The following is a 13115-nucleotide window of genomic DNA, read 5'->3' on the forward strand; positions in this document are numbered from 1 at the left end:
GAACGCGACGGTCAGCTTAGATGCGTTTGGCCTGTGCTGCCGCGTTGCCGATGTAGGTAGCAGGGGTCAGCTGCTTGAGCTCGGCCTTGGCTTCGGCTGGCATGTCCAGGCCGTCGATGAAGGTCAGCAGCGCTTCCGGGGTGATGCCCTTGCCACGGGTCAGCTCCTTGAGCTTCTCGTAGGGGTTCTCGATGTTGAAGCGGCGCATCACGGTCTGGATCGGCTCGGCCAGCACTTCCCAGCAGGCGTCCAGGTCGGCGGCAATGCGGGCTTCGTTGACTTCCAGCTTGCCGATGCCTTTCAGGCTGGCTTCGTAGGCGATGACGCTGTGGGCAAAGCCCACGCCCAGGTTGCGCAGCACCGTAGAGTCGGTCAGGTCACGCTGCCAGCGCGAGATCGGCAGCTTGCTGGCCAGGTGCTGGAACAGCGCGTTGGCGATACCCAGGTTGCCTTCGGAGTTTTCGAAGTCGATCGGGTTGACCTTGTGCGGCATGGTCGACGAGCCGATTTCACCGGCAACGGTCTTCTGCTTGAAGTAGCCCAGCGAGATGTAGCCCCACACATCGCGGTCGAAGTCGATCAGGATGGTGTTGAAGCGGGCGATGGCGTCGAACAGCTCGGCGATGTAATCGTGCGGCTCGATCTGGGTGGTGTACGGGTTGAACTGCAGGCCCAGCTCGTCTTCGATGAAGGCGCGGGCGTTCTGCTCCCAGTCGATCTGCGAGTAGGCCGACAGGTGGGCGTTGTAGTTGCCCACGGCACCGTTGATCTTGCCCAGCAGCGGTACGGCGGCAACCTGGGCGATCTGGCGCTCCAGGCGGTACACGACGTTGGCCAGTTCCTTGCCCAGGGTGGTCGGCGAAGCCGGCTGGCCGTGGGTGCGCGACAGCATCGGCACGTCGGCGTGGGCGTGGGCCAGGGCGCGGATGGCGTCGGCGATCTGGCGCATCAGCGGCAGCAACACTTCGTCACGGCCAGCGCGCAGCATCAGGGCGTGGGACAGGTTGTTGATGTCCTCGCTGGTGCAGGCGAAGTGGATGAACTCGCTGACCTTGGCCAGCTCAGGCAGCTTGGCGGCCTGCTCCTTGAGGAGGTATTCGATCGCCTTGACGTCGTGGTTGGTGGTGCGCTCGATTTCCTTGACGCGTTCGGCGTGCTCGAGCTTGAAGTCGGTGGCCAGGCTGTCCAGCAGGGCGTTGGCTTCGGCGGAGAACGCCGGCACTTCGCCGATCTGCGGGTGGGCGGCCAGGCGCTGCAGCCAGCGCACTTCGACCAGGGCGCGGAAACGGATCAGGCCGAATTCGCTGAAAATGGGGCGCAAGGCCTGGGTTTTGCCGGCATAACGGCCGTCTACAGGGGAAACCGCAGTGAGCGAAGAGAGCTGCATGGGGTGTTCTCGGACAGTCAGGCTTTTGGAAGGGCGCATATCATACATGAAAAATGCGCTCAGGTCGGGTGGCTGACCAAAGGTCGGGCCTATAAAAATATGTCACAGGCTCTGTGTAGGAGCAGCCTTGTGCTGCGAATGGGCTGCGCAGCAGCCCTGGCAATCTGTGCAAGAGCCCAAATCCTGGGGCCGCTGCGCTGCCCATTCGCAGCACAAGGCTGCTCCTACATTGGGTTCGGCGTCGCTTTTTCAGGAGGGCGAACGCATCATGTCGTACAGTTCGTTCAACAGCTTGCGCCGGCTGAATACCAGCTGCCAGCGGTGCCCGCCCAGCTGGCGCCACAGGCGTGCGGCGCGGATGCCGGCCAGCAACAGGGCGCGGATTTTCGAGGCATTGCTGGCCTGCTGCAGGAAGCGCATGTCGCCATGCACCTGGATGCGCTGGCGCAAGGTGCTCAGGGTGTCCTGGTACAAGGCTCCGCTGGAAGCGATGACGTTTTCATGAACCAGGCCAAAATGCTCGGCCTGGGACTGGATTTGCGGCAGGCGGTTGCCGATGGTGTCGAGCAGGTCGCCGCGCTTGTTCAACTGGCGTTCAAGGCCCAGCATCGACAGGGCGTAGCGCAGTGGCTCGCGCTGCAGGCTGCTGGGGTCGCGCTCCAGCGCACCGACCAGCGCGCGATAGCCGTCGCGCAGGTTCAGGTCGTCACCGCCGAACACCTCCAGGGTGTCCTTGGGGTCACGTACCAGCAGGCTGCCCAGCATGCAGCCGATGTTGGCCTCGCTGGCCTGGCCGGTGCGGGCGATGCGGTCGACCAGTACGGCGGCCTGGAACACACCGCCCAACGCAATCAGCTGCTCCTGCAGGTTGCTCATGCGCGCGGGCTCCACGGCTCGGCGGCTTCGATCACGCCGCCGCCCAGGCACACTTCGCCGTCGTAGAACACCACCGACTGGCCCGGGGTGACGGCGCGTTGCGGTTCGTCGAACACTGCGCGGTAGCCGCTTTCGGTCAGCTCCAGGGTGCACTGCTGGTCGCTTTGGCGGTAACGCACCTTGGCGGTGAGCTGGCGCGGGTTGCCGAGGTCGACCGGGTTGACCCAGAAAATTTCCGAAGCGAGCAGGGCGCGGGAGAACAACCACGGGTGTTCATTGCCCTGGCCGACCACCAGCACGTTGCGGGCCAGGTCCTTGTGCAGCACGTACCACGGCTCGTCACCGGCGTCCTTCAGGCCGCCAATGCCCAGGCCCTGGCGCTGGCCGATGGTGTGGTACATCAGGCCGTGGTGGCGGCCGATCACTTCACCGTCGGTGGTCTCGATGTTGCCCGGCTGGGCCGGCAGGTATTGCTTGAGGAAGTCGCTGAAGCGACGCTCGCCGATGAAGCAGATGCCGGTGGAATCCTTTTTCTTGGCGGTGGCCAGGCCGTGCTTTTCGGCAATGGCGCGTACTTCGGGCTTTTCCAGTTCGCCAACCGGGAACAGGGTACGTGCGATTTCCTTGCCGCCGACGGCGTGCAGGAAGTAGCTCTGGTCCTTGTTCGGGTCCAGGCCCTTGAGCAGCTCGGTGAGTTCACCGGTGTCGCGGCGGCGCACGTAGTGGCCGGTGGCGATCAGGTCGGCACCCAGCGACAGGGCGTAGTCGAGGAACGCCTTGAACTTGATTTCGCGGTTGCAGAGGATGTCCGGGTTGGGCGTGCGGCCTGCCTTGTACTCTTCGAGGAAGTGCTCGAACACGTTGTCCCAGTATTCGGCGGCGAAGTTGGCGGTGTGCAGCTTTATGCCGATGCGGTCGCACACGGCCTGGGCGTCGGCCAGGTCTTCACGGGCGGTGCAGTATTCGGTGCCGTCGTCTTCTTCCCAGTTCTTCATGAACAGCCCTTCCACCTGGTAGCCCTGCTCCATGAGCAGAAGGGCGGAGACGGAAGAGTCCACGCCGCCGGACATGCCGACGATGACGCGGGTCTTGGCGGGGTCTTTGAGTGCTGGGCTGGTCATGGGTACCGGTGTGTATCAAAGGGGGAAAAACGCCAATTCTATCAAACCTGCGGCGGCGCGTCAGTCGCGCAGCAGGTCGAGGCTGTGCAAGGGGCCTTTGAGGTAATCGTCGAGACAGCGTGGCACCAGTTCGCTGCGCCAGCGGGCGGGGTCGGCCAGCAGTTCGTCGCGGGTCAGCCACACGGCGCGGACGATGTCGCTGTCCAGTGCCAGGTCGGCGTGATGGCGCACGGGGCGGGCGGCGAAGCAGACGCGCTGGTAGGTCACGCCGTTGCTTGGGGCGGTGTACAGGTAGATGCCGACCACGCCGGTGAGCTCGACTTCCCAGGCGGTTTCTTCGAGGGTTTCGCGCAGGGCGGCCTGGGGCAGGGTCTCGTTGGGTTCGAGGTGGCCGGCGGGCTGGTTGAAGACGTGCTGGTTGGCTTTGAACTCTTCGACGAAAAGGAACTTGCCTTCGTGTTCGACGATGGTGGCGACAGTGATGTGGGGTTGCCAGGTCATGAACAGCTCCTTAGAGGCCTGCACAGCCCTTGTGGGAGCGGGTTTACCCGCGAGTGCGTCAGTGGATTCGCCATCGCATTCGCGGGTAAACCCGCTCCTACAGAGTCCGCGCTGGCGGCCAGAAATCGTTTTTCCAGAAAGCACAAACCCCGGTGCGTGGCCGGGGTTTGTGCTGTTACTTCAAGCGAACCTTAAAGGGCGGCAATAGCGCTGTTCAGGGTCTGGCTTGGGCGCATCACCTTGGCAGTCAGCTCGGCATCCGGAGCGTAGTAGCCACCGATGTCGGCCGGCTTGCCCTGGACGGCGTTGAGCTCGGCGACGATGGTCTCCTCGTTCTCGGTCAGGGTCTTGGCCAGTGGTGCGAAGCGTGCCTGCAGGGCAGCGTCGTCGTTCTGCGCAGCCAGGGCCTGGGCCCAGTACAGGGTCAGGTAGAAGTGGCTGCCGCGGTTGTCGATACCGCCAACTTTGCGCGAAGGCGACTTGTTGGTGTCGAGGAACTTGCCGGTGGCCTGGTCCAGGGTATTGGCCAGCACTTTGGCGCGCGGGTTGTCGTAGGTGTTGCCCAGGTGCTCCAGGGAAGCGGCCAGGGCCAGGAATTCACCCAGCGAGTCCCAACGCAGGAAGTTCTCTTCCACCAGCTGCTGCACGTGCTTCGGTGCCGAACCGCCGGCGCCGGTTTCGAACAGGCCACCGCCGTTCATCAGTGGCACGATCGACAGCATCTTGGCGCTGGTGCCCAGTTCCATGATCGGGAACAGGTCGGTCAGGTAGTCACGCAGCACGTTGCCGGTCACCGAGATGGTGTCCTTGCCTTCGCGGATGCGGGCCAGGGAGAACTTGATGGCGTCGACCGGTGCCAGGATGCGGATGTCCAGGCCGGTGGTGTCGTGATCCTTCAGGTACTTCTGCACCTTCTCGATCATCACGCCGTCGTGGGCGCGGGCCGGGTCCAGCCAGAACACTGCAGGGGTGTTGCTCAGACGGGCACGGTTGACGGCCAGCTTGACCCAGTCCTGGATCGGCGCGTCCTTGACCTGGCACATGCGGAAGATGTCGCCGGCTTCGACGTTCTGCTCGAGAACGACCTGGCCTTTGCTGTCGACCACGCGCACGACACCGTCGGCCTTGATCTGGAAGGTCTTGTCGTGGGAGCCGTATTCTTCGGCCTTCTGTGCCATCAGGCCGACGTTCGGTACGCTGCCCATGGTGGTCGGGTCGAAGGCGCCGTTGGCTTTGCAGTCTTCGATGGTGGCCTGGTAGATGCCGGCGTAGCAGCGGTCCGGGATGATCGCCTTGGCATCCTGCAGTTCGCCAGCGGCGTTCCACATCTTGCCCGAGTCACGGATCATGGCCGGCATCGAGGCGTCGACGATGACATCGCTCGGCACGTGCAGGTTGGTGATGCCTTTGTCGGAGTTGACCATGGCCAGGGCCGGACGCTGGGCGTACAGGGCCTGGATGTCGGCTTCGATCTCGGCCTGCTTCTCGGCTGGCAGGTCCTTGATGCGGGCGTACAGGTCGCCGATGCCGTTGTTGGCGTTGAAGCCTACTTCAGCCAGGGCGGCGGCGTGCTTGGCCAGCACGTCGTTGTAGAACTCTTCGACGATGACGCCGAACATGATCGGGTCGGAGACCTTCATCATGGTGGCTTTCAGGTGTACCGACAGCAGCACGCCGGAAGCCTTGGCATCGGCGATCTGCTCGGCGATGAAGGCTTTCAGGGCCTTGCGGCTCATGGTGGCGCAGTCGATGACTTCGGCAGCTTTTACCGCAGTCTTTTCTTTCAGTACGGTGGTGTTGCCGTCTTTGCCGACCAGTTCGATGCGCAGGCTGTCGTCAGCTTCAATCAGTGCGGCTTTCTCGCTGCCGTAGAAGTCGCCCTGGGTCATGTGGGCAACGTGCGACTTGGAGTCGGCAGCCCAGGCGCCCATCTTGTGCGGGTGCTTGCGGGCGTAGTTCTTGACCGACAGCGGCGCGCGGCGGTCGGAGTTGCCTTCGCGCAGGACCGGGTTCACGGCGGAACCTTTGATGCGGTCGTAGCGGGCGCGGGATTCTTTCTCTTCCGCGGTGGCCGGCTCGTCGGCGTAGTCAGGGATGTTGAAGCCCTTGCCTTGCAGTTCCTTGATCGCGGCTTTCAGCTGCGGTACCGAGGCGCTGATGTTCGGCAGCTTGATGATGTTGGCTTCAGGGGTGGTAGCCAGCTGGCCCAGTTCCGCCAGGTGATCGCCTACTTGCTTCTCTGCGCCCAGTTGCTCCGGGAAGGCGGCGAGGATGCGGCCAGCCAGGGAGATGTCGCGGGTTTCGACGGCGATGTCAGCCGAAGCGGTGAAGGCTTCGATGATTGGCAGCAGCGAGTAAGTGGCGAGGGCGGGGGCTTCGTCGGTGAAGGTATAGATGATCTTGGAACGGGTGGGCATGCGGGTTAACTCTCTGTGTGCTGAGCGTGCTCGAGTCTCGTGGTGCGCAGGGTAGGCGCATCGCCCTGGCAGCGCCATGAGCGGAAAGTCGAGAGGCTGCGAGCGGTGATGGTGGATGCATCAGTCGAGCGTCAAGTGCTGAGCTGCGGTAACAACCCAGGCTTTATGGCCAGGCTTTGTGTCCATTCATGGCCAAGGGCGGTCCGCATTTTTCCAAGGGATCGCCCCGATGACCCTTCGGTCGCGGCGGAGTATACCAAACCATTCGGGCTAATCAGCAAGGCCAAGTGATATCGGGCCATTTATAAGACCAAAGACTAAGCGGCAATGTGGCGGGTTGTCGCATGCCTTGCAGGTCGGCAGATGTGGTTTAGGCTCAGTGGATCGCAATGATGTCCAATCACACCCGACAGCGGAGTAGTGCAAGCATGGGATACCAGAAAATCAAGGTTCCGACCGACGGCACCAAGATCACCGTCAATGCCGACCATTCGCTCAACGTTCCTGACAACCCGATCATTCCCTATATCGAGGGCGACGGGATTGGCGTCGATGTCTCGCCGGTAATGATCAAGGTGGTCGACGCCGCCGTGCAGAAGGCCTACGGCGGCAAACGCAAGATCGCCTGGATGGAGGTGTACGCTGGCGAGAAAGCCACCCAGGTGTACGACCAGGACACCTGGCTCCCCCAGGAAACCCTCGATGCCGTACGTGATTACGTGGTGTCGATCAAAGGGCCGCTGACCACCCCGGTGGGCGGTGGCATCCGGTCGCTCAACGTGGCCTTGCGCCAGCAACTGGACTTGTACGTGTGCCTGCGTCCGGTGCTGTGGTTCCAGGGCGTGCCCAGCCCGGTGAAGAAGCCAGGCGATGTGGACATGGTGATCTTCCGTGAGAACTCCGAGGACATCTATGCCGGCATCGAGTGGAAGGCCGGCTCGCCAGAGGCGAACAAGGTGATCAAGTTCCTCAAGGAGGAAATGGGCGTTACCAAGATCCGCTTCGACCAGGACTGCGGCATTGGCGTCAAGCCGGTGTCTCGCGAGGGCACCAAGCGCTTGGTGCGCAAGGCCCTGCAGTACGTGGTGGATAATGACCGCGAGTCGCTGACCCTGGTGCACAAGGGCAACATCATGAAGTTCACCGAGGGTGCCTTCAAGGACTGGGGCTATGAAGTGGCGCGCGACGAGTTCGGGGCCGAGTTGCTCGATGGTGGCCCGTGGATGAAGTTCAAGAACCCCAAGAGTGGGCGCGAGGTCATCGTCAAGGACGCCATCGCCGATGCCATGCTGCAGCAGATCCTGCTGCGCCCGGCCGAGTACGACGTGATCGCCACCCTCAACCTCAACGGTGACTACCTGTCCGATGCCCTGGCGGCGGAAGTGGGTGGTATCGGCATTGCGCCGGGTGCCAACCTGTCCGACACCGTGGCCATGTTCGAGGCCACCCACGGCACCGCGCCCAAGTATGCCGGGCAGGACAAGGTCAACCCGGGTTCGGTGATCCTGTCGGCGGAGATGATGCTGCGGCACATGGGCTGGACCGAGGCGGCAGACCTGATCATCAAGGGTACCAACGGCGCGATTGCCGCCAAGACAGTGACCTATGACTTCGAGCGCCTGATGGACGGCGCCACACTGGTGAGCAGTTCAGGCTTTGGCGATGAAATGATCAAGCATATGTAAGGCAACGGAAAACCGGCCGCTTCCAGTCAGGAGGCGGCCGGTTTTTAAGTGTACCGGCAGGCGGCGCGGCAGTTCAGGCGTCGGCAGTGCTGCTGGTTTGCGGAGCCCTGGCGACCGTGGCGGCAGTGGCGCTGCTGATATTCACCGCGTGCAAGCCTTTGGGGCCCTGGACGATGTCGAAACTCACGGCCTGGCCGGCCTTGAGCGTCTTGTATCCGTCCATCTGGATGGCTGAGTAATGAGCGAACAAGTCTTCATCCTTGCCCTCTTCATTGATGAATCCGTAGCCCTTGGCATTGTTGAACCACTTGACTTTACCGCTTGCCATCCCTATGTCCCTCTGCAAAGGACTCCATCACTGGAGTATCATCCACTCATCCGCATACGAACCATGCGAAAAATCTGGTTGACTGCGCGGATCTTTATCGACCACGGTGGGTTCTTATTGGTTGTAACACCGTTTTGCCGATAGTCAAGGTCGCCCGGCGCCTGCGCTGGCCGTGCCCTTCGCAGTCAACCCACAACCTTAACCTGTCGCTCATGATGAAATTCTTTCCATGCATGCACCTAGTGAGATTCGACTAACATTCAATCAGGATCGCCCGCAATCGAATGAGGACGACGGCTCAGGTCTTGCGGTTCAGGAAGCCAAGCCGATCCTGCAGGCGCCACCTATGTACAAGGTGGTTTTGTTCAACGATGACTACACGCCGATGGATTTCGTCGTCGAAGTGCTCGAGACGTTCTTCAATCTGAACCGCGAGCTGGCGACCAAGATCATGCTGACCGTCCATACCGAAGGGCGGGCAGTGTGCGGATTGTTTACCCGTGACATCGCCGAAACAAAGGCTATGCAGGTCAACCAATACGCCAGGGAAAGCCAGCATCCGCTACTCTGTGAAATCGAGAAGGACGGTTAATCGCCGACCACTTGGGTATGAGGTGAAGCTATGTTAAACCGCGAGCTCGAAGTCACCCTCAATCTTGCCTTCAAGGAGGCTCGTTCGAAGCGTCATGAGTTCATGACCGTCGAACATCTGCTGCTGGCACTCCTTGACAATGAGGCTGCCGCGACCGTTCTGCGCGCCTGTGGCGCCAATCTCGACAAACTCAAGCACGACCTGCAAGAGTTCATCGATTCCACCACACCCCTGATTCCGGTCAACGACGAAGATCGTGAAACCCAGCCGACCCTGGGCTTCCAGCGTGTGCTGCAGCGTGCCGTGTTCCACGTGCAAAGCTCCGGCAAGCGTGAAGTCACTGGCGCCAACGTGCTGGTTGCGATCTTCAGCGAACAGGAAAGCCAGGCCGTGTTCCTGCTCAAGCAGCAGAGCGTGGCCCGCATCGACGTGGTCAACTACATCGCCCATGGCATCTCCAAGGTGCCGGGCCATGGTTCGCATTCCGAAAGCGACCAGGAAATGCAGGACGAAGAGGGCGGCGATACCGCCTCTTCGAGCAACCCGCTGGATGCCTACGCCAGCAACCTGAACGAACTGGCCCGTGCCGGCCGTATCGACCCGCTGGTAGGCCGCGAGCAGGAAGTGGAGCGCGTGGCGCAAATCCTTGCCCGTCGGCGCAAGAACAACCCGCTGCTGGTGGGTGAGGCAGGCGTGGGCAAGACCGCCATCGCCGAAGGCCTGGCCAAGCGCATCGTCGATGGCCAGGTGCCCGACCTGCTGGCGCAAAGCGTGGTGTATTCCCTCGACCTCGGCGCACTGCTGGCTGGTACCAAATACCGTGGCGATTTCGAGAAGCGTTTCAAGGCGCTGCTCGGCGAGCTGCGCAAACGCCCGCAGGCGATCCTGTTCATCGATGAAATCCACACCATCATTGGTGCCGGCGCGGCGTCGGGCGGGGTGATGGATGCGTCCAACCTGCTCAAGCCACTGCTGTCGTCCGGTGAGATCCGTTGCATCGGTTCGACCACCTTCCAGGAATTCCGCGGCATCTTCGAGAAGGACCGTGCCCTGGCACGGCGCTTCCAGAAGGTTGATGTCAGCGAGCCGTCGGTCGAAGACACCGTGGGCATCCTGCGTGGCCTGAAAGGGCGCTTCGAAAGCCACCACAACATCGAGTACAGCGACGAAGCCTTGCGCGCCGCCGCTGAACTGGCCTCGCGCTATATCAATGACCGGCACATGCCGGACAAGGCCATCGACGTGATCGACGAAGCCGGTGCCTACCAGCGCCTGCAGCCGGAGGCCAACCGCGTCAAGCGCATCGACGTGCCGCAGGTCGAAGACATCGTCGCCAAGATTGCGCGCATTCCGCCGAAGCACGTCACCAGTTCCGACAAGGAACTGCTGCGCAACCTCGAGCGTGACCTGAAGTTGACCGTATTTGGTCAGGACCAGGCGATCGATTCGCTGGCCACCGCTATCAAGCTGTCCCGCGCCGGCCTCAAGTCGCCGGACAAGCCTGTCGGTTCGTTCCTGTTCGCCGGCCCGACCGGCGTCGGCAAGACCGAAGCAGCACGGCAGCTGGCCAAGGCGCTGGGTGTCGAGCTGGTGCGCTTCGACATGTCCGAGTACATGGAGCGCCACACCGTGTCGCGCCTGATCGGTGCGCCTCCTGGCTATGTTGGCTTCGATCAGGGTGGTTTGCTGACCGAGGCGATCACCAAGCAACCGCACTGCGTATTGCTGCTCGACGAAATCGAGAAGGCCCACCCGGAAGTCTTCAACCTGCTGCTGCAGGTGATGGACCACGGCACCCTGACCGACAACAACGGGCGCAAGGCCGACTTCCGCAACGTGATCCTGATCATGACCACCAACGCTGGCGCTGAAACCGCCGCGCGGGCCTCGATCGGCTTTACCCATCAGGACCATGCGTCCGATGCCATGGAAGTCATCCGCAAGAGCTTCACGCCGGAGTTCCGCAACCGCCTGGACACCATCATCCAGTTCGGCCGCCTGAGCCACGAGACGATCAAGAGCATCGTCGACAAGTTCCTTATCGAACTGCAGGCGCAGCTGGAAGACAAGCGTGTTCTGCTGGAGGTCAGCGATGATGCGCGCGGTTGGCTGGCGGCCTCGGGCTACGACGTGCAGATGGGTGCGCGGCCGATGGCGCGGCTGATCCAGGACAAGATCAAGCGGCCGCTGGCCGAGGAGATCCTGTTTGGCGAACTGGCCGAGCATGGTGGCGTGGTGCACGTCGACCTGCGCGATGGCGAACTGGTGTTCGACTTCGAGACCACGGCTGAGGTTGCGTGACAGCGGGGGCCGCGTTGCGGCCCATTCGCAGCACAAGGCTGCTCCTACAGGGAATGCACGCTCCCCTTGTAGGAGCAGCCCCCTGCAATCTGACAGGCACAAAAAAGCCCGGCACATGGCCGGGCTTTTTCATGGCTTGAGCTTAGCGCGCACGGTAGGTGATGCGGCCCTTGCTCAGGTCGTAGGGCGTCAGTTCGACGCGGACCTTGTCGCCAGTGAGAATACGGATGTAGTTCTTGCGCATCTTTCCGGAGATGTGCGCGGTTACGACGTGCCCGTTTTCCAACTCCACGCGGAACATGGTGTTGGGCAGGGTGTCGACGACAGTACCTTCCATTTCGAAGCTGTCTTCTTTCGACATGCAGTAGAGCCCTCGGATCCAGTGTTGGCCCGACGCATAACCGCACCGGGCAAAAAAGTGGCGTGGATTATGCCCGAAAACTGTGTGTCAAGCCAATGCCTTTCAGTTGAGGGTGACCCAGCGCTGGTTTATCAGCAATTCGATAGGCCGATACTGTGTCTTGTAGTTCATTTTCTTGCAGTTCTTGATCCAGTAACCCAGGTAAACCGCTTCCAGGTCCTGGCGCAGGGCTTCGGTGATCTGCCAGAGAATGGCAAAGCGGCCCAGGCTCCGGCGTTCTTCGTCCGGCTCGTAGAAGGTGTACACAGCCGACAGGCCGTTGGGCAGCAGGTCGCACACCGCCACCGCCATCAAGCGGCCATCCAGGCGGAACTCATAGAACCAGCAGAACGGCAGGTCGCGCACCAGGAAGGTGGAGAACTGATCGCGGCTGGGCGGGTACATGTCACCGTCGGCATGGCGCGTTTCGATATAGCGCCGGTACAGTTCGAAGTACTCTTCCTTGAACGCTGGACGTGCGGCGGTCACGGTCAGGTCGGCGTTGCGCTTGAGGATGCGCCGTTGCTGGCGGTTTGGGATGAAGCGCGCCGCCGGGATGCGTGCCGGCACACAGGCATTGCAGTTCTGGCAGTGCGGGCGGTACAGATGGTCGCCACTGCGGCGGAAGCCCATTTCCGACAAATCGGCGTACACGTGCACGTCCATCGGCTGGCTGGGGTCGAGGAACAGCGTAGTTGCCTGTTCGTCGGGCAGGTAGCTGCAGGAGTGGGGTTGAGTGGCATAGAACTTCAACCGCGCCAACTCTGTCATGATCAACCCCCTCGGTGAGACTTTGTTTAAGTGTAAGCCAGCTACGGGAACTCGCCTAGGGAAGCCATGTGGCGCTGTTGGGCTGGTCGAGGTGGCGTGCCAGGTAGTCGGCAAACTCGGCGCGGCTAATGGCGTGGGCTCCCAGGCTGTGCAAATGGTTGGTTGGCATCTGGCAGTCGATGAGGACGAAACCGGCCTGGCGCAGGTGGTTGACCAAAGTCACGAAGCCGACCTTGGAAGCGTTGTCGGCGCGGCTGAACATCGATTCACCGAAGAACAGCTGGCCCATGGCCAAGCCATACAGACCACCGACCAGCTTGCCGTCCTGGCGCACCTCCACCGAATGGGCGATGCCGCGTCGGTGCAGCTCGCAGTAGGCGGCACGCATGGTGTCGGTGATCCAGGTGCCGTCGGCGTAGTCACGTGGCGCGGCGCAGGCGGCGATCACCGCGGGGAAGTCTGTGTCGAAGCTGACCTGGTAACGGCCCTGGCGCATCAGCTTGGCCAGCGAGCGCGACACGTGCAGCTGGTCCGGGAGCAGCACCGTGCGCGGGTCGGGTGACCACCAGAGGATCGGCTGGCCGTCCTGATACCATGGGAAGCAGCCATGGCGATAGGCCTGCACCAGGCGCTCGGGGCTCAGGTCGCCGCCGGCAGCGAGCAGGCCGTTGGGGTCGTGCAGGGCCTTTTCCAGGGGCGGGAAGGTCAGCGAGTCGCGAGTCAGCCAGGTGAGCAT

General features: G+C 62.1%; 12 protein-coding genes. 3 read left to right on the forward strand and 9 right to left on the reverse strand.

Going from position 1 to position 13115, the window contains the following annotated elements; genetic code table 11:
* Positions 1–16 precede the first annotated feature (16 nt).
* From purB to WM94_RS10625, 5 genes are all read right to left on the reverse strand, one after another.
* Positions 17–1387: an adenylosuccinate lyase gene (purB, locus tag WM94_RS10605; protein ID WP_013973297.1), complete on the reverse strand. Its 1371-nt coding sequence runs from the start codon at positions 1385–1387 to the stop codon at positions 17–19.
* 249 nt (positions 1388–1636) lie between these two features.
* Positions 1637–2263 carry a high frequency lysogenization protein HflD gene (gene hflD / locus WM94_RS10610; RefSeq protein ID WP_015270973.1) on the reverse strand — a complete coding sequence of 209 codons (627 nt, stop codon included), beginning with the start codon at positions 2261–2263 and terminating at the stop codon, positions 1637–1639.
* Positions 2260–3384: a tRNA 2-thiouridine(34) synthase MnmA gene (gene mnmA / locus WM94_RS10615; RefSeq protein WP_061551152.1), complete on the reverse strand. Its 1125-nt coding sequence runs from the start codon at positions 3382–3384 to the stop codon at positions 2260–2262. Before mnmA ends, hflD begins: the two co-directional genes overlap by 4 nt.
* 60 nt (positions 3385–3444) lie before the next feature.
* Positions 3445–3885 carry an NUDIX hydrolase gene (locus WM94_RS10620; protein WP_023662388.1) on the reverse strand — a complete coding sequence of 147 codons (441 nt, stop codon included), beginning with the start codon at positions 3883–3885 and terminating at the stop codon, positions 3445–3447.
* A gap of 191 nt (positions 3886–4076) precedes the next feature.
* Positions 4077–6302 carry an NADP-dependent isocitrate dehydrogenase gene (locus WM94_RS10625; RefSeq protein ID WP_013973293.1) on the reverse strand — a complete coding sequence of 742 codons (2226 nt, stop codon included), beginning with the start codon at positions 6300–6302 and terminating at the stop codon, positions 4077–4079.
* A 428-nt stretch (positions 6303–6730) separates the two neighbouring features.
* On the opposite strand from WM94_RS10625, the gene icd reads away from it, so the two are divergent.
* Positions 6731–7987 (forward strand): NADP-dependent isocitrate dehydrogenase, encoded by a 1257-nt coding sequence (gene icd / locus WM94_RS10630; RefSeq protein ID WP_013973292.1) that lies wholly within the window; start codon positions 6731–6733, stop codon positions 7985–7987.
* A 73-nt stretch (positions 7988–8060) separates the two neighbouring features.
* On the opposite strand, the gene cspD is transcribed toward icd, so the two are convergent.
* Positions 8061–8315: a cold shock domain-containing protein CspD gene (gene cspD, locus WM94_RS10635; protein ID WP_061551153.1), complete on the reverse strand. Its 255-nt coding sequence runs from the start codon at positions 8313–8315 to the stop codon at positions 8061–8063.
* A gap of 229 nt (positions 8316–8544) precedes the next feature.
* On the opposite strand from cspD, the gene clpS reads away from it, so the two are divergent.
* Both clpS and clpA read left to right on the forward strand, forming a co-directional pair.
* Positions 8545–8907, forward strand: coding sequence for an ATP-dependent Clp protease adapter ClpS (gene clpS / locus WM94_RS10640; RefSeq protein WP_013973290.1), 363 nt, complete (start codon positions 8545–8547; stop codon positions 8905–8907).
* Positions 8908–8937: 30 nt separating this feature from the next.
* Entirely contained in the window at positions 8938–11208 is a 2271-nt protein-coding gene (gene clpA, locus WM94_RS10645) for an ATP-dependent Clp protease ATP-binding subunit ClpA (RefSeq protein WP_013973289.1), read from the forward strand.
* Positions 11209–11350: 142 nt separating this feature from the next.
* Here clpA and infA read toward each other — a convergent pair whose 3' ends face one another.
* The 3 genes from infA to aat all read right to left on the reverse strand — a co-directional run bounded on the left by infA (position 11351) and on the right by aat (position 13115).
* Positions 11351–11569: a translation initiation factor IF-1 gene (gene infA, locus WM94_RS10650; protein WP_002553999.1), complete on the reverse strand. Its 219-nt coding sequence runs from the start codon at positions 11567–11569 to the stop codon at positions 11351–11353.
* Between the two features lie 102 nt (positions 11570–11671).
* On the reverse strand, positions 11672–12379 hold the full coding sequence (locus tag WM94_RS10655; RefSeq protein ID WP_061551154.1) for an arginyltransferase: 708 nt from the start codon (positions 12377–12379) through the stop codon (positions 11672–11674).
* Positions 12380–12434: 55 nt separating this feature from the next.
* Entirely contained in the window at positions 12435–13115 is a 681-nt protein-coding gene (gene aat, locus WM94_RS10660; protein WP_061551155.1) for a leucyl/phenylalanyl-tRNA--protein transferase, read from the reverse strand.

It is taken from the genome of Pseudomonas sp. ABFPK (genome assembly GCF_001586765.1).
Taxonomy (GTDB): domain Bacteria; phylum Pseudomonadota; class Gammaproteobacteria; order Pseudomonadales; family Pseudomonadaceae; genus Aquipseudomonas; species Aquipseudomonas asiatica.

Bases quoted from the DNA above. Each gene is read 5' to 3' on its own strand.
- purB (WP_013973297.1), bottom strand. From the start codon at position 1,387: ATGCAGCTCTCTTCGCTCACTGCGGTTTCCCCTGTAGACGGCCGTTAT.
- hflD (WP_015270973.1), bottom strand. From the start codon at position 2,263: ATGAGCAACCTGCAGGAGCAGCTGATTGCGTTGGGCGGTGTGTTCCAG.
- mnmA (WP_061551152.1), bottom strand. From the start codon at position 3,384: ATGACCAGCCCAGCACTCAAAGACCCCGCCAAGACCCGCGTCATCGTC.
- WM94_RS10620 (WP_023662388.1), bottom strand. From the start codon at position 3,885: ATGACCTGGCAACCCCACATCACTGTCGCCACCATCGTCGAACACGAA.
- WM94_RS10625 (WP_013973293.1), bottom strand. From the start codon at position 6,302: ATGCCCACCCGTTCCAAGATCATCTATACCTTCACCGACGAAGCCCCC.
- icd (WP_013973292.1), top strand. From the start codon at position 6,731: ATGGGATACCAGAAAATCAAGGTTCCGACCGACGGCACCAAGATCACC.
- cspD (WP_061551153.1), bottom strand. From the start codon at position 8,315: ATGGCAAGCGGTAAAGTCAAGTGGTTCAACAATGCCAAGGGCTACGGA.
- clpS (WP_013973290.1), top strand. From the start codon at position 8,545: ATGCATGCACCTAGTGAGATTCGACTAACATTCAATCAGGATCGCCCG.
- clpA (WP_013973289.1), top strand. From the start codon at position 8,938: ATGTTAAACCGCGAGCTCGAAGTCACCCTCAATCTTGCCTTCAAGGAG.
- infA (WP_002553999.1), bottom strand. From the start codon at position 11,569: ATGTCGAAAGAAGACAGCTTCGAAATGGAAGGTACTGTCGTCGACACC.
- WM94_RS10655 (WP_061551154.1), bottom strand. From the start codon at position 12,379: ATGACAGAGTTGGCGCGGTTGAAGTTCTATGCCACTCAACCCCACTCC.
- aat (WP_061551155.1), bottom strand. From the start codon at position 13,115: ATGCTCACCTGGCTGACTCGCGACTCGCTGACCTTCCCGCCCCTGGAA.